The organism is Clostridium sp. 16K-1-R1 (assembly GCF_023921145.1).
Taxonomy (GTDB): Bacteria; Bacillota; Clostridia; order Clostridiales; family Clostridiaceae; genus Sarcina; species Sarcina perfringens.
This window is the reverse complement of record NZ_CP046515.1, coordinates 2464723-2483154: the sequence shown is the minus strand read 5'-3', so window position 1 is coordinate 2483154 and position 18432 is coordinate 2464723. Positions and strand designations below refer to the sequence as shown.

Genomic DNA, 18432 nt, shown 5'->3' with positions numbered 1-18432 from the left:
GGACGAAGGCTGTATAATCATCTCCGCGGTACCACCTATGTTAGTACAAAAGCACTCACTTAATAACAGTGCATCTTAACACTGTCCTTCTTTTAACGGAAAGAAACCCGTCTAAGTCTACTGTCCAAAATAAATTTTGAAGTTCGGTTAGAAGCTCAAGGATGTTCTTCATCAAAGGTATAGTATGAGGCTTTCACCATCCCTCAATCGCTAAAACTCTTTCCAAAGATTACTTTTTCCCATCAATGCTTTGTACAACTTATTTATTTAATAATTAATATATACTAAAAATCTTAATTTGTGAAGGGGTTTTTTAAAATTTTTTTAAATTTATGATATAATTATTAAAAATATATATATTTTAAAGCTGATTTTTAAAATAATAAAGGAGAATTTTATGATAAAAGCAGTATTGTTTGACCTAGATGGAACATTGATAAATACTAATGATTTAATACTAAAGTCATTTAAACATACATTTAAAACTATGTTAGATTTAGAGCCAAGTGAAGAAGAGATTACTATGAACTATGGTAGACCATTGCAGGAAATTTTTAAATCCTATGATGAAAATAGAATAGAGGAAATGATTAATTGTTATAGAAAAATAAACTTAGAATTACATGATGATGAATGTAAAGAGTTTGCTGGCGTCGATTTAATGCTAAAAACATTAAAGAGTAAAGGAATTAAAATTGGAGTTGTAACTTCAAAGAAAAGTGATATGGCAGAGCGTGGTGCTAAACTAATGGGTATATTTAAGTATTTTGATACTTTTATAACTCCTGAAATTACTACAAAACATAAGCCAGATGGGGAGCCGGTTTTAAAGGCTTGTGAAAATTTAGGAGTATCTCCTAGTGAAGCTCTTATGGTAGGTGATTCACCTTACGATATTTTAGCAGGTAAAAATGCTGGGGCTAAGACCTGTGGAGTTAAATACACAGCATTGCCTCTTGAAAAACTAGGAGAGAGTAAGCCAGACTTTTATGTAGATAAACCTTTAGAAATTTTAGAGCTTGTTGAAAAATTAAATTCTTAATTTAATAGGTTTGTAATAAAAAAAGATTTAGTCTAAGACTAAATCTTTTTTTTATTAAAATATATTTCTTCTACGTCTTCTACGTTTTCTTAAATTTATTGCTCTTATAATAAGTAATATTAATACAATCGCAACAACTACTAGAACAATTATTCCTAAATAACTTAAGAAATTAGCTTTTATAAGAGTAAAAGTACCTATATCAGCTTTTACTGGATAATCCTTAACGTAAGCTCTTTGAGTAACAGTAACAGCAGCTGATTCAGGATTAGAAGCTAATTGCCAAGCGTTCATATCATTTAAGTTTATTGATTTTGATGTTTCTTTTTCATTTACATAATTTTTATAATAATCTATGTTTTCAGTTGCAACAAAAGGAACGTCGATTTTCTTAGTTGGTCCAAACCATCTAAAAAGTTTATATTCAACTGGAATAGTATCTATTGTTGTACCAGCCTTTATGTATGGAACTTTATCTACAGAGTAACTGTAATCAATAATTTTATTCATATCATTAAATACAATTTCATCCTTAGCATCATATTGAGAATTTAAAACAGCACCTATTATTTTTCTACCATTTCTTTCGTATACTGATACTAAACATCTTCCAGCAGGAGTTGTAAATCCAGTCTTTCCACCAATATTTCCGTCGATACCAAGTTCTTTATTTCTATTTTCTAAAAGTACTTTTTTTCCGTTTACAGTTATGTCGCTATCCTTAAGTGCCATAGTTTCGCTTACCCAAGGATTTTTATAAGCATTTTGTAAAATAACAGCTAAATCGTAAGCTGTTGAATAGTGATCATCATTATGTAAGCCATTTGGAGTAACAAAGTGAGTATTTTTTAATCCTAATTTTTTTACTTCGTCATTCATCATTACACTAAATTTTTCAGCACTTCCAGCCACCCCGTCTGCAATTACAGCGGCAGCATCATTAGCTGAAAACATAAGTAAAGCTTTCATTAAATCATTAGCATTCATTCCTTCACCAACAGGTATTGGTCCAAAGCTATTGTTTAATGTATAAGGTTGTTGAGCTTTTGCATCTGCTGTATATGGAAAAGAATCATTCTTTGAAGCATGTTCAGCAAATAAAAGACTTGTCATTACCTTTGTTGTACTAGCAGGATATGCTTTTTCATCAATTCCCTTTGCATAAATAATTTCACCAGTGTCATAATCTAAAGTGACAGCATACTTTCCAACTATATTAGGTTGGGAAATTTCGGCAGCCTGAACAGTAGCTTTTGTTGGCGTAAAAAGTGATACTGATAAAGCAATCAATATTGAACTTAAAAGCTTTTTCTTAAATTTAATCAATTTTCATCTCTCCTAATTTCAAAGTCTCATTAAACTTTTTTTATTATAACATCTATAGGGCATAATAACAATAATAATAAAGAAAGAGATGTAAAGCTTTAATTGTGGTATTTACAATACATATCTTATATAATATAAGGTATTTGAAGCAATTAATTAATATTTAGGATGTGATAATATGGCAGCTTTAACTGTAGATGATATTTTAAAAGAAAGTGAAGTTGGAACATTAATTCCACTAATAGTAGAAGTAAATGATAAAGTAGTACCTATAATTTTTGTTAAAGATTATTTAGAAGCTTTAAAGGATATAGGTGATAATGTCTTAGTTGCCTTAAAAAGCAGCATTATAAGCAATAAAAAATTAGACTTGCTTTTAATTATGATTAGGTTTGACGAAAGAGAGGAAAATACCTATGATCTATGGTTAAACTATGGATTTAATTGGCACTTTGACTTTTTAAATGGGTTAATTAACTTAGACAAAATACTTATAGATTTTAGAGATGAAGACAACAATAGAATTAAGACTATTGAAGTTTGTAATACAATTAAAAAGGATTTAGAAAAATACAAAGAGTCCTGTGAAGATTCTATTTTAATTAAAGAAGGAAAAGAAGAAAACATAATTAAAGTAGTAAAAAGAAAAAAATATGAATCTTGGAACAATGAAGATGCTTTAGATTTAATTGATGAAGTATTAGATGATTATAGTAGCATACAAGATATGTGGGAGAACTTATAATATAAGTAAAAATTTTTAAGTCAATAGGTAGAAGTAAAGACTTTGTTCATATAAAAACTTATAATTTAAGTAAAAAATTTATCAAACTATAATATATATAATCAACTTAAAAATAGAGTATATAAATAAGCCTGCCTTGAAATAATAAATTTAAAGGTGGGTGATAAATATGAAATATAATAAAAATAATAAGAATTATAATAATAAAAAACATAAAGATCATGAACCTGATGATGGTACATTTATTTCATACAAAGAAAATGAAGAGTTTAATAGCAATGGAAGCTCAAGATATGGATATGAACAAGATAGCTGTGACTTATAAAAAGCTATAGAAAGGAGTAGGGGCTTTTAAAAATTTAAGAACAAAATTTATAAACTATATTATAATAATTAGTGAATAACATTTATTATATATTTATAAATTTTAAGTTTGATAATAGCCCCATTTCCTTTACCTATAATTAGTATGTAGAAAATCTTTTTTCGAGGGTATCAACAGTTAAATCCTTCTCATCTATAGAAATAACTCTTGAAAAACCATTACCGTTTAAAATCTTACTTTTAAATTTTCTTATTGATGATTCATCACCTTGCACCTGTATAAGTACTTGGCCATCATCTAAATTTTCAGCATAACCAGTTAAATATAATAAGCTTGCCTGATACTTACAAAAGAATCTGAAACCTACTCCTTGGACTCTACCACTTAATAGAAATTCTTTTCTAATCACAGTAAACACCTCCTATATTTATTATAATTACAATACTATATAAAAGGCACTTATTTCTCTAACTAAGGTGGAAATAATATTGAGGAGGAATTTCAATGAGGTTAGAAAAAAGTCTTGTTTTAATAAAACCTGATGCCGTTGAAAGAAATTTAATAGGTAAGATATTAGAGGTTTATGAGGGAGCAGGATTAAAGATAAAGGCTATGGAAATGAAGCAAATAAATAAGGAATTTGCTGAAAAACATTATGAAGAACATAGAGATAAGCAATTTTTTAATTCTCTAATAAAATATATAACAAGAAGTCCTCTTGTAGCTTTAATTCTTGAAGGAGAAGATGCTATAAATAAAATAAGATCTCTAAATGGGGCAACAAATCCAGAAAAGGCTGAGTTTGGAACAATAAGAAGAAGGTTTGCCTTAAGTGGAACAGAAAACTCAGTTCATGCATCAGATTCAATAGAAAGTGCTGAGAAAGAAATTAAGCTATGGTTCCCAAAAGTATTTTATGAAGAAATTTGTGGATAATATAAAAAGGTCTCTATCAAAATAACTTTTTATAAAACTTACAAACATATTCCGAGAATTACTAGATTTCGCTAAGAATTTATAATTATTACTCCGAAGATATTACTAAAGCTTCAAAACTTGCTTCGCTTCGAACAGTTTCAGCTTCTTAACGTAATATCTTCTCAGTAATAATTTAAATTCTAAAGCTCATCTAGATATTCTCTTCATACTGTTTGTAAGTTTTATTTGTTATATTTTGATAAAGACCTTTTTTAATAAACACACTTGATTTCTAACCAAGCTTCATCATATTTTCTAAGTATTTTAGAAGGTAAATCTATAAATACCTCACAATTTTTTAATGACTCTTCATCTGGGTATGCAACTTTATCATCTCTTATATCCTCAGGTAAAAGGTCATATGCAGCTGTGTTTGGAGTAGAGTATCCTATATATTCTACATTTTGCTCAGCATTTTCAGGATCGCAAAGGAAGTTTATAAACTTCTCAGCATTTTCTTTATGCTTTGCATTTTTAGGAATTGCTATTGCATCAAACCATTTATTTGATCCTTCCTTAGGAATAGCATAAGCTAAATCAGGATTTCTCTCTATCATTGTTACAGCATCTCCAGACCAAGCAACAGCAAGGGAAGCCTCTCCACCAACCATGGCATCTTTAACTTGGTCAACCATGTAAGCTAAGATTAAGCCATCTTTCTTTTGAGTCATAAGCTCCTTTTTAGCAGCTTCTATTTGATCTAGGTTTTCTGTATTTAATGAATATCCTAATTTTTTTTCTGCAACAGCCATAGCATCTCTAACACTATCTGGCATTATAACTTGATCCTTATATTTAGGATTCCAAAGAATATTCCAACTATCTACAGGATCACTAACTCTCTTTGTATTATATATTATTCCAACTGTTCCCCACATGTATGGTACTGAGTATTCATCAGTTGGATCATAAGCTAATTTTTTAAATTGTTCTCCTATATATTTATAATTAGGTATATTAGAAAAATCTATTTTTGCTAACATATCTTCGTTTTTCATTTTTTCTATCATGTAATCAGAAGGAATTACTATATCATAAGATACATTACCACTATTAAGTTTTTGATACATTATTTCATTAGTATCATAAACATCGTATTTAACATCTATTCCAGTTTCTTCTTTAAATTTAGTAAGTAGTTCTGGATCTATGTAATCTCCCCAGTTATAAACATAAAGAACGTTATTGTTTTTATCTTGAGTAGCTTCCTCATCCTTTTTTGGTCCACAACCAAGAAAAAGAGATGATAAAAGAAGTGTTGAACAAGTTAATGCTAAAAATTTTTTTAATTTCATATTAACGTTCCCCCTTTACTAAAGATTGTTTTCTATTAGCAATAAGAAGTAATGCTAAGACAACTATAAACATTAATGTTGAAAGAGCATTTATTTCTGGAGAAATACCTCTTCTAGCCATAGAATAAATTTCTATAGAAAGGTTAGAAACACCAGGACCTGTAGTGAAGAAACTTATAACAAAGTCATCTATTGACATTGTAAATGCTATTAAGAATCCTGCAGCTATACCAGGTATTATTTGAGGAATTACTACCTTTCTTAAAGCGTAAGATGGTTTTGCTCCTAAATCTAAGGCCGCATCAGTTAGATTTGGAGGTAATTGTCTTAGCTTAGGTAAAACAGATAATATAACATAAGGAATATCAAATGTTATGTGAGCTAAAAGCATAGTCCAAAAACCAGGTTTTAAATTAAATAAAACTCCACCAATAGCGAATAAAGTCATTAATGAAATACCTGTAACTATATCAGGATTTAATACTGGTAAATAGTTTACGTTTAATAATAAGGTTCTAGGACCTTTTTTCATATTATTAATTCCTATAGCACTTATAGTTCCTATAACTGTAGCAACAACAGAGGCTATTACTGCTATTAAAACTGTATAATAAAGAGCTGCTATTATTCTATCATTTTCAAGTAGGGAGCTATACCAATCAAAAGTAAAGCCACCCCAAACAGCCATAGATTTTGTTTTGTTAAATGAAAATATCATAAGTGTTACTATTGGTGCATATAAAAATATAAATACTAAGGCTAAATAAAATTTAGAAATAAAATCACCTAACTTTTTTACCATAGCTGTTTACCTCCTTCTTTTCCGTTCTTTTCATATTTAGACATAAAGGCCATTGAAATTAATATTAATATCATCATAAAGATTGATAAAGCAGAACCGAAGTTCCAGTTACCGATAGTAGTAAATTGTTGTTCTATAAGATTACCAACTAACATGTATTTTCCACCACCTAGAAGGCTTGGGATTACGAAGTTTGAAACAGCTGGCATAAATACCATAGTTATTCCAGAGATTATTCCAGGAATACTAAGTGGTAAAATAATTTTTCTAAAAGCTTGAGCTTTATTTGCACCTAAGTCATAAGCTGCATTAACTAAGTTTTTATCAATTTTTATAAGTACAGTATATATTGGTATAACCATAAATGGTAAGAAGTTATATACCATTCCAAGTAAGATTGCTCCGTCAGTATATAGCATTTTAATTGGACCTATTCCTATATAACCTAAAAGAGTATTAATAAGTCCATCTCTACCAAGTATAGCCATCCACGCATATGTTCTAAGTAAGAAGTTCATCCACATTGGTAATATGAATAAAAGTATTAACATATTTCTTCTTTTTATAGGTAATTTAGAAATTATATAAGCTATTGGATAACCTAAAATTAAACATGAAACTGTTGATAAAACGGCAAGCCATATAGAACGTATAAAAACAGTAAAATATATTGGCTCAAATAATCTTTGGAAGTTTTCAAAAGAGAAAACAAATCTTCCATCAACTTTACTTGTAAAACTAAAGAAAACTATTAAAAGTAAAGGGATAACTATGAATATAGCACTCCATACAACGTATGGATAAGCTGCAAATGATAAATTTTTATTTCTATTTTTCATCTTTAAACATCACTCTCTTTTTTCATTATGTGTATGCTTTCTGGATCAAGAGATAATCCTATTTTAGATCCTATTTCAGCATGTTTTGTATTGTGTAATATCCAAGTGTGGTTTTCATCCTTTACTTCTATTTCATAGTGAACACCTTTAAATATAACTGAAGTAACAGTTCCTTTTAACATACCTTCTTCATATTTAACCATTTCAAAATCCTCTGGTCTTATTACAACTTCAATAGCTTCGTTCTTTTCAAAACCTTTATCAACACAGTTAAATATTCTTCCAGCAAATTCAACCTTAAAGTCATCTAACATAGTTCCATCAACTATATTACTTTCACCGATGAATTTTGCTACAAATGAGTTAGCAGGTTCATTATATATATCTTCTGGGCTTCCCATTTGTTGAATTTCACCTTTATTCATAACAACTATTGTATCTGACATTGTTAAAGCTTCTTCTTGATCATGAGTTACAAATATAAATGTAATTCCTAATTTTTGTTGAATTCTCTTAAGCTCTATTTGCATTCCTTTTCTAAGTTTCATATCTAATGCACCAAGTGGCTCATCTAATAAAAGTACCTTTGGTTCATTTACTAAAGCTCTAGCTATGGCAACCCTTTGTTGTTGACCACCACTAAGGGCTTCAATATCTCTGTTTTCATATCCTTCAAGGGCAACTAACTTAAGCATTTCCTTAACTTTTTGATCTATAACATCTTTAGGCATTTTTTTTAGTTTTAATCCAAAAGCTATATTTTCATATACATTCATATGAGGGAATAGAGCATATTTTTGGAATACAGTATTTAATTGTCTTTCGTAAGGTGGTATATCGTTAATAATATTATTTTCAAAGACCACCTGGCCACTATCTGCCGTTTCAAAGCCAGCTATAATTTTTAAAGTGGTTGTTTTACCACATCCACTAGGTCCTAAAAGAGTTAGGAATTCATTCTTTTTTATATTTAGGGAAAGATTATCTAAAATTGTATCTTTTCCATATGATTTAGTTATTCCTTTTAATTCAATAATATTATTATCTTTCAAATCTAACACCTCTGCTTTCTAAATGTTTATACTAAAATGATGGTGGAGTACTTATCCATATAACCTTTGCAGAAATTTTTCCTGCATTAGAAATATAATGATTAGCCTTGGGCTTAAAGTAGAAACTCTCGCCTTTTCTTACTTTTACTTTTTTGTCTCCTAGATGAAGATATATTGCTCCAGATAGGACATACCCAAATTCCTCACCCTCATGAGGCTCTTCTTCAATATATTGTCCTCCAGGTTCAAGCGTTATCATTATAGGTTCCATATCATTCTTTTGAGCATTTGGAACTAACCACATAAGGTTATATTTTAATTCTTCATTTTCAGTTTCAAACATATCATCCTTAGAGAAGGCTATCTTTTCATTAGTATCTTCACTAAAGAATTCCGTTAAATTAGTTCCTAATATATCTAATATATCTATTAATGTAGCTATAGATGGAGAAGTAAGGTCATTCTCAAGCTGAGAAATAAATCCCTTAGATAATTCACATCTATTTGCTAATTCTTCTTGAGTCAACTGTTTGGCCACTCTGAGACGTCTAATTTTATCTCCTATTTCCAAGTTTTACACCTCAATTTCATTACTATAAGTTTTACTAAACTTTAAGTTTAAAATTACTAAACAAACACAAATAATTATAAATACTTTTAAAATAAAAATCAACAAAAAATTAAAAAAATATATTAATATTTAAATGTTGCCTTAAAATAGTGATTTAGCAACTTTAGAAGGAAAAAAATGTTATGGAGTTTAGGCTAATCTATTATTAAATTTAGTATAACTAAACAATAAAATAACAATTAATAAATAATGTATAAAAAATTTCACAGTTTGTGGTAATTTATGATAAAATACTCTTGAATTAATAAATGATTGGTGTGGTAATGTGATACAAAAAAGAAACTGTTATAGGAGAGAGGGAAGAAAAGTTTATATAAGAACACCATATTTAGAAGAACTAGGGTATACTGAAAAGCTATGGGGAGATATGGAGAGTATGACCGATGTAGGCAAAACAATATCTTTTCCAAGGTATAAGTGGGATAGTTTTTATAAAAAGATGGTGAGTCCTACAGATGGAAGAAATCTGTATTGCTTGGTTTTTGATTATAATGATAATCCAGTGGGGGAAGCAAGCTTTCATGGATATGACTCTATAACTAAAACTGCTAGGTTAAATGTTAGGATAGAAAATTCACATAGGGGAAAAGGTTATGGAAGTGAATCGGTACATCTTATCTTAGAATGTTTTTTCAATGAATTTGGTGGCTTATATATGCTAGATACGGTTTCGTTAGATGAGAACAGAGAAAGACTTGAAAAAATTGGTTTCAAGATTATGTATAAAAATAAAGATGGTTATTCATATAGATTATCTAAGGATGATTTTAATAGTCAAATCAAAGACTTAAAAGAGAGAAAGTTTGGAATATTTATTTATGATAAGATGGTAGTAAGCACAGTAATATCTTTCTTAGAAATTTTTCATGATATAAATAAATCATTAGATAAAGAAATAATTTCAGTAGAGTTAATAGGGACACAACGTAATATAATAAAAGATAAAATATATGATATCAAATTTGAAAATATAAAATCTGTAGAAGAAGTAGATTTAGATGTTATAATTGTTCCAGGAAGTAAGAGCAATAAGTTCTATGAAAATGATGACTTTGAAAAACTTTTAAATAATATCAATGGATGTGAAACTGTTTGTGTTCTAGGAAATAGTATAATTCCATTTATAAAAAATAAATTTTTAAGAGGTTTAAAAGCGTATTATTCTAAGGAGTGGGTTGAATTTATAAAGGAAGAAATCGCCTTAACATCTTATTCTGATGAAGATATTATTGATAATGGAAGACTTATAATGGTTAAGAAAAAATCCTGTGAAATAGAAGGAATAAAATACATAATTAAAAAGTTGTTTGGAGAATCTGTATTAAATAGATTTGATTTATAGATTTGATGCTATATTTTATAGTGTTATGAATAGGAGTTGTTTATTATATGATAAACATAAAATTAGATGAAGACAAAAGAGGAAAAGTTATATTTAGAGCAAATATAGATGAGTGTCATAAAGATAACAGGATATTAAAAAGAGCATTGTTTGAGAGTAGAGTAGTAAACAATGAGTTTAAATATAATATACCAATGAAATATTTTTGGCCAATAATAAATAATGTTCATAAAGAATTAATAAGTTTAAGTGAGGATAGTAGACTTGAAGTTTTAGAATTTTCAGATGAATATGAAGAAGTTTATTATTATAATTATAAAGCTACACCAGCTTATATGAAGAAATGGAGAGAGGAAGGTTGTCCTCCAATTTTTAAAATAACAATAAATCCTAAGGATTTAAGTGTTGAGAAAAAAGTTATATTTGAAAGATTAATATAAAAAAGCTTTGAGAAAAAAATCTCAAAGCTTTTTTTATTATTGCCATTCTTCTACATTCTCTAATCCAGGAATAGAAGATGCTTTAAATACTGGCTCTTTAATTCCTGCTTTCTTTTGAGCTGTATAGTCCTTAAGTGCAAGGAAAGAATATTTACCAAGGAATAATATAGTTATTATATTTAGTATAGCCATTAATCCCATGAAAAGATCCGCTAAATTCCAAACTAAATCTACTTTTGCTATTGAACCAAATAATACCATACCTATAACAAGTATTCTGTATATATTTAATAATACCTTATTAGTGTGTATAAACTCTATGTTTGTTTGACCGTAATAGAAGTTACCTACAATAGAACTAAAAGCAAATAATAATATACAAATTGCTATGAAATAAGCTCCGAAAGGTCCTATTTGAGATACAAGAGCTTTTTGAGTTAATTCTATACCTGTTAGAGAACTATCAGCGTATTGACCTGAAAGAAGTATTATAAATGCTGTGCAAGAACAAATTAATAATGTATCAGTAAATACTCCTAAAGTTTGAATTAAACCTTGTTTTACTGGGTGAGTAACATCTGCTGTAGCAGCTGCATTTGGCGCACTACCCATACCAGCTTCATTTGAGAATAAACCTCTTTTAATACCTTGCATAACAGCGGCACCAAGTCCACCGGCAGTTAATTGTTTTATTCCAAAGGCTGATTCAAATATAAGTTTGAAAACTGATGGAATTTCAGTAATATTTAAAATTAAAACTATAATAGCAATAAGAATATAAAGAACCGCTAAAATTGGAACTATTATTTCTGAAACCTTAGCAACTCTGTGAATACCACCGAAGATAACTAAAGCAGTTACTATTGCTAATATTATACCAATTGCTCCTCTTGAAAGTCCGAAAGCACTATTGAATGCAACACTTACTGTGTTAGCTTGAACTGCATTAAATACGAATCCAAAACAGATTGTAATAAGAATTGAGAATATAATTCCTAACCATCTCTTTCCAAGTCCTTTTTCCATGTAATAGGCAGGACCACCTCTAAAAGAATCTTTATCCTTAGTTTTATATATTTGAGCTAATGTACTTTCTACGAAACTAGACGCAGAACCTATTAAGGCTATAAGCCACATCCAAAAAACAGCCCCAGGTCCACCAACAGCTACGGCTATGGCAACACCCGCTATATTACCAGTACCAACTCTTGAAGCTGTACTTATACAAAATGCCTGAAATGAAGAAACTCCGCCTTTTTCTTTATTTGACTTTCCTATACCGTCTCCTAATAAACGGAACATTTCTTTTATATATCTAAATTGAACAAATTTAGTTTTAAAAGAAAATAGAAGGCCTGCACCTATTAATAAAATAATTAATATGTAGCCCCAAAGAAAATCATTAAAACTAACTACTAAGTTATTAAGTATTTCCATAAATTCCTCCTCCTGTTGATAAGTTTTTTATTTTTTTGCGTCACACTTTATATCTAATTTTAATATGAATAATAAAAAAATGCAAGAACTAATATTGCTTTATTCATATGTGAGATATTTGAATGGAAAACATAGAAGTTAAATGTTAATAAAAAGTAAATAGTGTATATTAGTGAAGAGTAGTGTATTACAAAGCTATAGAGGGCTAATTATCAATAATAAAGCCACTATGAAATAAAAAATTCATAGTGGCTTTGTTTTGAATAAGGTCAAAATGCAAGAAGGACTTCCTTCTATTGCGTAATGTTGTTGTTTTGACCGTTTTGATTTTGGTTATTTCCAGCTTGAGGTGGAGTAATAACTCCATTATTTGTATTGTTTTCTGTTTGATTTTGAGGAGGAGTCACATTTCCACCTCCGTTATTATTAGTGTTATTATTACCATTAGCTGGTGTATTATCAGGCTTATTATTTGGATTTTGTTCATTTGGTTTATTATTATTATTTTCGTTAGGTTTAACTTCTTCAGGTTTAGTTTCTTGTTGTTTATTTCCTTCATTTGCTCCAGAATTATTATTATCATTTGTATCAGGAGCATTTACATGTAAATTTGTATGATAATTACAATATTGAGTAGGAGCAGAACCATTAATAAACCAATCATAATAAACTCTACTGCCTCTAGGGTCTTGAGTACAAAGGGAAGTAGGTTTAAGACCAGAATCCATACATACTGCAATCTTGCTTATTCCACTAGGTTGTTCAACCTCTTTGTACTGTAAGTCTTTATGAGCTAAGCCCATTATTTTTCCGAAAATAGGAGAGGTAACAGTACCACTACTAGTTCTCATTTCTCTAGGCTTATCATATCCAATCCAAATAGCCGCAGAATAATATGGAGTTAATCCTGCAAATAAATAGTCTTTATCTCCAGTGGTAGTTCCTGTTTTACCCGCCACAGGAATATTACCAAATTTAGCAGGTTTTGCAGAGCCACTTTCTACTTGATCCTTAAGCATATCATAAACTATATAAGACGCTTGAGGACTAAATATTTTAGTTTCTTCTGGAGTACTTGTATCAAGAATTACATTTCCATGAGAATCTAATACCTTTGTATATAATTTAGCATTTGTTTTAACACCGTTATTACCAAAAACACCGAAGGCTGAAGCTAGAGTATAAGTATTTCCTCCATCAGGATTATTAGGGTCATTTTGGAATTGACCTAAGGCTGTTGTGGAAATACCTCTAGAATGAGGTCCATAAACAAGACCTAATTTTTCTCCATAAGCTATAGAGTTTGAAACACCTACTTCGTTAGCAACTTTTATGGCTGCTAAGTTACTAGAGATTTTAATTGCTTCTCTAAAAGTTAAAGGACCTCTATAACTATTGTATTCATTCTTAGGTTGATCTTTATATCCTGTAGAAGATAATTCTTTATTACTTAATGGAGAATCATTTACTACAGAGCCAGCGCCACCAAGTCCTAAATCAATAGCAGGACCATAAACTGTTAATGGTTTTGTTGCAGAACCTATAGATTTTAAATCATAATAAGCTCTATTGTGAGACATAGCAGGTTGTTCCCCTCTTCCTCCAACTAAAGCCTTAACATGGCCTGTTTTATAGTCTATTATTGTGGCAGATGCTTGTAATTTATAAACACCATCTTCATTTTTTTCATTAGGATTATTAGTTATAGCTTTATAGTTATTTGGATCATCTAAAACTTTTTGAACATTATTTTGAAGATTTCTATCCATAGAAGTATAGATTTTTAATCCACCATTAGCTATAAGTTTGTCAACTTCCTCTTGTGTATATTTATATTTATTCATTAAGTCTTGTTTAACTTGAGTTATAGCTGGTCTTGTGAACCACTCAAAGTTAGTTTTACTTAATTTATTATTTGGTGTGAATTTTATACCATTTGTGTCAATTTCATTTATTGCGTCATTATATTGTTCACTTGAAATATATCCAAGTTCATGCATTTTAAATAGTACAGATTTAGTTCTATTTAAATATCTACTTGGATTTTCTTTATTTGCCTCTGAAAGACCATCATAAGAAGTTGGTGCTTGAGTAAGTCCTCCTAAATAAGCGCACTCAACTAAATTCAAATCTGAAACATTCTTACTAAAAAATCTTTGAGCAGCTGCGCTAACCCCATATTGGTATCCACCCATAGGAATTGTATTTAAATACGTAGTAAGGATTTCATCTTTTGAAAGGTGCTTTTCTAATTCCAAAGCTAAGTACATTTCTTTAATTTTTCTTTCATAACTAACTTCATTAGTAAGTACGGCATTTTTTATAAGTTGCTGAGTTATAGTTGAAGCCCCTTGAACCGTATTACTTCCTGAAAGTTTACCTTTAATATTAGAAGCTATTACCCCAAAAATTCTTTTAATGTCTATTCCTTTATGCTCATAAAATCTTTCGTCTTCAATAGCTACAAAAGCCTTTTTTAAGTTATCAGGTATCTCTTCAGATTTAACTACATAACGTTGTTCACGAGTTATAACATTATCCATAAAGTTTCCCTGATCATCGTAAAGAATGGATGGCTGATTTAGAGATTGAATTGCCTGAACATCTAACTCTGGAGATGAACGTATAATAGAAAGAACGTAAATTCCAACTACTGTTACGGCAGTTATCCCTAGAAGCAGAATCCCTATAAAGAACCATTTCAAAAATTTTGTTACTTTCGATTGATTTTTAGGTGAATTTTTCTTCTGCTTTCTATCTTTATGCTCTCTTTTTCTTTCAGTCATTTTTTCCTCCTATCATAATAAAACTTTCTATTTCTAAAAAACTACATAATTATATTATTATACATTTAAAGAAATATTATATTATATTATAGCATAATAATATTAAGAGTAAACCAAATTATAAGAGGTGTAGTCTTTGTATTATGTAAATAAAAATAAACGTAAAAATATAGATTTTAAAAAATATTTAATAATTACTTTATTAATGATTATTGCCTGTTTTTTAATTTTCATATATGTTTTTGATAAAATAATTGCACCTACAGTTTTACTTGTTTCAGATTCAGAAATGCAAGCTAAAACTTTAGATATTATAAACACTAATATTGCTGAGGTTTATACAGAAAAATTTAATTATAATGATGTAATAAAGGTTCAAAAAGATTCATCTGGGGCAATAAAAATGATTAATGCTGATACTATAAAATTAAATGAGTTAGCCACAGAGGTTGCCATAAAATCACAGAGGGATATAAAGGAAGTTGGATCCATAGGTGTAAAGATGCCAATTGGATATATAACAAAAAATAATATAATGTCTTATTGGGGTCCTAGTATAACTGTTAAAATGGAGCCTATAGGAAGAGTGGTAGTTACTTATGAGTCCTTATTTGAAAGTGCAGGAATAAATCAAACAAGGCATAAAATTTTAGTTAATGTAAAAACTAATCTTAAAATAATATTACCACTTCAATCAAAAGAGGTTGAAGTGGTAAATCAAATTCCAATTTCAGATACTGTCATAGTTGGAGAAGTTCCAAATAGCATGTGGGGTGGAAATATGCTACAAGGTATTAATGAAGAAAGTAGAGAAGATACAAATTAGCCTATTAAAAAAGGAGGAAATTCCTCCTTTTAATTATTTTTCCCAGTTAAATATGTAAGGGATATTTCTATAATGATCACCATAGTTTAATCCGTAACCAACAACGAATAAGTCCTCTATTTCAAAACAACAATAGTCTGGTTTTAAATCAACTTTTCTTCTAGAAGGTTTGTCTAAAAGAGTGCAAGTTTTAACTGATTTAGCTCCTAGTGATTTAACATGGTTTATAACAAAATCCATTGTTATACCTGAATCTATGATATCATCAACGATTAAGACATCTAAGCCTTCAATATTATCAGGAATATCATTTACAACTTTGACTATACCAGTACTTTCTTCACCATGGCCATAACTTGAAGTAGTCATAAATCCTATTTGAGCTTTAGTATCTATTGCTCTAACTAAATCCGCTGCAAATATGAAACTTCCTCTTAATAAAGATAAAACATAAAGGTTTTTATCCTTATAATCTTCAGTTAATTTTTTACCTACAATAGCTATTTGTTCTTTAATTTGCTCTTCAGAAAGTAGTATATTTCTGTTCTTATCTTCCATTATTTTCTCCCCTAACTATTCCGTATTATTTACAATATTGTATTTATAGTATAAAATTAAATGAAAATTGTCAAGAAACATAATAAATATCACGAGGTGGTAATATATGATACATGGAAATACTGATGGAATAAGGAATTCAGTACTTAAAGAATTAGAAGAACTTTATAAAATAAATGTACCAAAGTATAGTGTTTGTACAGAGGATATGATAAATATTATTTCTAGATTATCTTCTCAAATAGAAAGAGAAATTAGTGTAGGAATAAATAGAAAAGGAAAGGTAATTAGTGTAGCTATAGGAGATTCTTCAAGTGTAGAGATTCCATTAATAGATATACACGAAAAAAGATTATCTGGAGTTAGAATAATACATACTCATCCAAGTGGGGTTTCTAGACTTTCTGCTTTAGATATATCTGCCCTTATGAAATTAAAGCTTGATACAATAATGGCCATAGCTGTAGAGGAAGGCAAAGCTAAAGATGCTTCTTTAGGATTTTGCTATGTAGAAAATGAAATTCTTATAAGTGAAGAAGCACCTCATTTAACTATAGATAAGTGCTTACAAATTAATATTTTAGATAAGATTAATCATGTTGAAGAAGTTATTAAAACAAGCAATGTTGAGGAAGATGATAGTGAAAGAGCTATTTTAGTAGGATGTGATACAAGAGAAAGCTTAGATGAGTTAGAGGAACTTGCTAAGGCTTGTGATATTCCTACATTAGAAAAAGTATTTCAAAATAGAAGCAAAATAGATGCTTCTTTTTATATAGGAAGAGGTAAAGTTTTAGAAATTGCTAACATAAGACAATTAACAAGGGCTAACTTAGTAATTTTTGATGATGAATTATCAGGAGCACAAGTTAAAAACCTTGAAGCTAACTTAGGAGTTAAGGTAATTGATAGAACAACTCTTATTTTAGAAATATTCTCAAGAAGAGCTAAGACAAGGGAAGCTAAAATTCAAGTAGAACTTGCTCAACTTAAGTATAGAGCAGCTAGACTTATGGGACTTGGAACTGTTATGTCTAGAACTGGTGGTGGAATAGGAACAAGAGGACCAGGGGAAAAGAAACTTGAAATAGATAGAAGACATATAAGAGAAAGAATATACGATCTTCAAGCTGAGCTTAAAAAGATAAAGAAGATAAGAGAAACTCAAAGAGAGAGAAGAAGTAAGGATAAAACTTCACAGGTTTCCTTAGTTGGATATACTAACGCAGGAAAATCTACTTTAAGAAATACTCTATGTGCAGAATCAGCTTCAACTTTAGCTACTCAAGCTAAGGATAAGGTTTTTGAAGCAGATATGCTTTTTGCAACTTTAGATACTACAACAAGGGCTATAAAACTTCCTGATAATAGGGATATAACATTAACAGATACTGTTGGATTTGTAAGCAAACTTCCTCATGAATTAGTTGAAGCTTTTAAATCAACTTTAGAAGAAGTTATATACTCAGATCTTTTATGCCACGTTGTAGATGCTTCTTCAGATAATGCACAAGAAGAAATTATAGCTGTAGAAAAAGTTTTAGGTGAATTAAAAGCCTTAGAATCAGCAAAAATATTAGTTCTTAATAAAATTGATAAGGCTGATGAAGAAAAGCTAAATGAATTAGAAGCAAAATATTCTTCAATATATAATAAGGTAGTAAAGATTTCTGCTAGGGAAAGAATAAACTTAGATGATTTATTAGAAGCAATAAGTGAAGAATTGCCTTATACATTAAAAAGCAAGGAATATATAATTCCTTATACAGCTCAACAAGTTGTAGCTTATCTTCATAGAAATGCTAATGTAAGTGAAGAAGAATATAGAGAAGAGGGAACTTATATAAAAGCAGAAGTGGATGAAGAAGTAGAAAATAAATGTAGAGAATACGAGTTTATAATAAGAGTATTAAATTCATGAGTAAAAGCTAAATTCAACAAGAATTTAGCTTTTATTATTACAATTGTCACATCATAAATTATAATATATATAAGTATAATAATAATG

At 29.3% G+C, this 18432-nt stretch carries 18 protein-coding genes and 1 other annotated feature (1 of these 19 only partly in view); of the genes, 8 read left to right on the top strand and 10 right to left on the bottom strand.

The window, feature by feature from the left end; translation table 11 throughout:
- Window positions 1-255: a binding site (T-box leader), on the bottom strand; it reaches 5 nt to the left of the window's first position.
- Window positions 256-397: 142 nt separating this feature from the next.
- On the top strand, window positions 398-1042 hold the full coding sequence (ppaX, locus tag GOM42_RS10990; RefSeq protein ID WP_003467087.1) for a pyrophosphatase PpaX: 645 nt from the start codon (window positions 398-400) through the stop codon (window positions 1040-1042).
- Window positions 1043-1096: 54 nt separating this feature from the next.
- Here ppaX and GOM42_RS10985 read toward each other — a convergent pair whose 3' ends face one another.
- Window positions 1097-2368 carry a D-alanyl-D-alanine carboxypeptidase family protein gene (locus tag GOM42_RS10985; protein ID WP_003473714.1) on the bottom strand — a complete coding sequence of 424 codons (1272 nt, stop codon included), beginning with the start codon at window positions 2366-2368 and terminating at the stop codon, window positions 1097-1099.
- A gap of 178 nt (window positions 2369-2546) precedes the next feature.
- Here GOM42_RS10985 and GOM42_RS10980 point away from each other — a divergent pair, with 178 nt between their 5' ends.
- Both GOM42_RS10980 and GOM42_RS10975 read left to right on the top strand, forming a co-directional pair.
- On the top strand, window positions 2547-3113 hold the full coding sequence (locus GOM42_RS10980; protein WP_003454815.1) for a hypothetical protein: 567 nt from the start codon (window positions 2547-2549) through the stop codon (window positions 3111-3113).
- A gap of 169 nt (window positions 3114-3282) precedes the next feature.
- Entirely contained in the window at window positions 3283-3438 is a 156-nt protein-coding gene (locus GOM42_RS10975) for a hypothetical protein (protein WP_164803959.1), read from the top strand.
- Between the two features lie 139 nt (window positions 3439-3577).
- Here GOM42_RS10975 and GOM42_RS10970 read toward each other — a convergent pair whose 3' ends face one another.
- Window positions 3578-3847 (bottom strand): acylphosphatase, encoded by a 270-nt coding sequence (locus GOM42_RS10970; protein ID WP_110077229.1) that lies wholly within the window; start codon window positions 3845-3847, stop codon window positions 3578-3580.
- Between the two features lie 95 nt (window positions 3848-3942).
- On the opposite strand from GOM42_RS10970, the gene ndk reads away from it, so the two are divergent.
- The gene (gene ndk / locus GOM42_RS10965; protein WP_003451216.1) at window positions 3943-4374 is read left to right on the top strand and encodes a nucleoside-diphosphate kinase; all 432 of its coding nucleotides are present in this window, start codon (window positions 3943-3945) and stop codon (window positions 4372-4374) included.
- 254 nt (window positions 4375-4628) lie between these two features.
- Here ndk and GOM42_RS10960 read toward each other — a convergent pair whose 3' ends face one another.
- Genes GOM42_RS10960 through GOM42_RS10940 form a run of 5 tightly spaced genes read right to left on the bottom strand, consistent with a single transcriptional unit; the run spans window position 4629 to window position 8975 of the window.
- Window positions 4629-5711: an ABC transporter substrate-binding protein gene (locus tag GOM42_RS10960; RefSeq protein ID WP_060670918.1), complete on the bottom strand. Its 1083-nt coding sequence runs from the start codon at window positions 5709-5711 to the stop codon at window positions 4629-4631.
- Window position 5712: 1 nt separating this feature from the next.
- Window positions 5713-6513 carry an ABC transporter permease gene (locus GOM42_RS10955; RefSeq protein ID WP_003473666.1) on the bottom strand — a complete coding sequence of 267 codons (801 nt, stop codon included), beginning with the start codon at window positions 6511-6513 and terminating at the stop codon, window positions 5713-5715.
- Window positions 6507-7352, bottom strand: coding sequence for an ABC transporter permease (locus tag GOM42_RS10950; protein ID WP_003461855.1), 846 nt, complete (start codon window positions 7350-7352; stop codon window positions 6507-6509). The genes GOM42_RS10955 and GOM42_RS10950 overlap by 7 nt, the downstream gene beginning before the upstream one ends.
- 2 nt (window positions 7353-7354) lie before the next feature.
- The gene (gene potA / locus GOM42_RS10945; RefSeq protein WP_004457807.1) at window positions 7355-8404 is read right to left on the bottom strand and encodes a spermidine/putrescine ABC transporter ATP-binding protein; all 1050 of its coding nucleotides are present in this window, start codon (window positions 8402-8404) and stop codon (window positions 7355-7357) included.
- Between the two features lie 31 nt (window positions 8405-8435).
- Window positions 8436-8975 carry an XRE family transcriptional regulator gene (locus tag GOM42_RS10940; protein WP_003451138.1) on the bottom strand — a complete coding sequence of 180 codons (540 nt, stop codon included), beginning with the start codon at window positions 8973-8975 and terminating at the stop codon, window positions 8436-8438.
- Between the two features lie 325 nt (window positions 8976-9300).
- Between GOM42_RS10940 and GOM42_RS10935 the strand changes: the two genes are divergently transcribed.
- Window positions 9301-10377: a GNAT family N-acetyltransferase gene (locus GOM42_RS10935; RefSeq protein WP_057231790.1), complete on the top strand. Its 1077-nt coding sequence runs from the start codon at window positions 9301-9303 to the stop codon at window positions 10375-10377.
- A gap of 47 nt (window positions 10378-10424) precedes the next feature.
- Complete coding sequence (locus GOM42_RS10930) at window positions 10425-10817, top strand: hypothetical protein (RefSeq protein WP_003470926.1); 393 nt, start codon at window positions 10425-10427, stop codon at window positions 10815-10817.
- 36 nt (window positions 10818-10853) lie between these two features.
- Here GOM42_RS10930 and GOM42_RS10925 read toward each other — a convergent pair whose 3' ends face one another.
- Both GOM42_RS10925 and GOM42_RS10920 read right to left on the bottom strand, forming a co-directional pair.
- Complete coding sequence (locus GOM42_RS10925; RefSeq protein ID WP_003451357.1) at window positions 10854-12254, bottom strand: alanine/glycine:cation symporter family protein; 1401 nt, start codon at window positions 12252-12254, stop codon at window positions 10854-10856.
- A 293-nt stretch (window positions 12255-12547) separates the two neighbouring features.
- The gene (locus GOM42_RS10920; RefSeq protein WP_011591012.1) at window positions 12548-15040 is read right to left on the bottom strand and encodes a PBP1A family penicillin-binding protein; all 2493 of its coding nucleotides are present in this window, start codon (window positions 15038-15040) and stop codon (window positions 12548-12550) included.
- Between the two features lie 136 nt (window positions 15041-15176).
- Between GOM42_RS10920 and yunB the strand changes: the two genes are divergently transcribed.
- Window positions 15177-15866: a sporulation protein YunB gene (gene yunB, locus GOM42_RS10915; RefSeq protein ID WP_011591011.1), complete on the top strand. Its 690-nt coding sequence runs from the start codon at window positions 15177-15179 to the stop codon at window positions 15864-15866.
- A gap of 33 nt (window positions 15867-15899) precedes the next feature.
- Here yunB and hpt read toward each other — a convergent pair whose 3' ends face one another.
- A complete protein-coding gene (hpt, locus tag GOM42_RS10910) occupies window positions 15900-16424 on the bottom strand; it encodes a hypoxanthine phosphoribosyltransferase (RefSeq protein WP_003451102.1) in 525 nt (174 codons plus the stop codon).
- A gap of 106 nt (window positions 16425-16530) precedes the next feature.
- Here hpt and hflX point away from each other — a divergent pair, with 106 nt between their 5' ends.
- The gene (hflX, locus tag GOM42_RS10905) at window positions 16531-18345 is read left to right on the top strand and encodes a GTPase HflX (protein ID WP_110077228.1); all 1815 of its coding nucleotides are present in this window, start codon (window positions 16531-16533) and stop codon (window positions 18343-18345) included.
- Window positions 18346-18432: the final 87 nt, after the last annotated feature.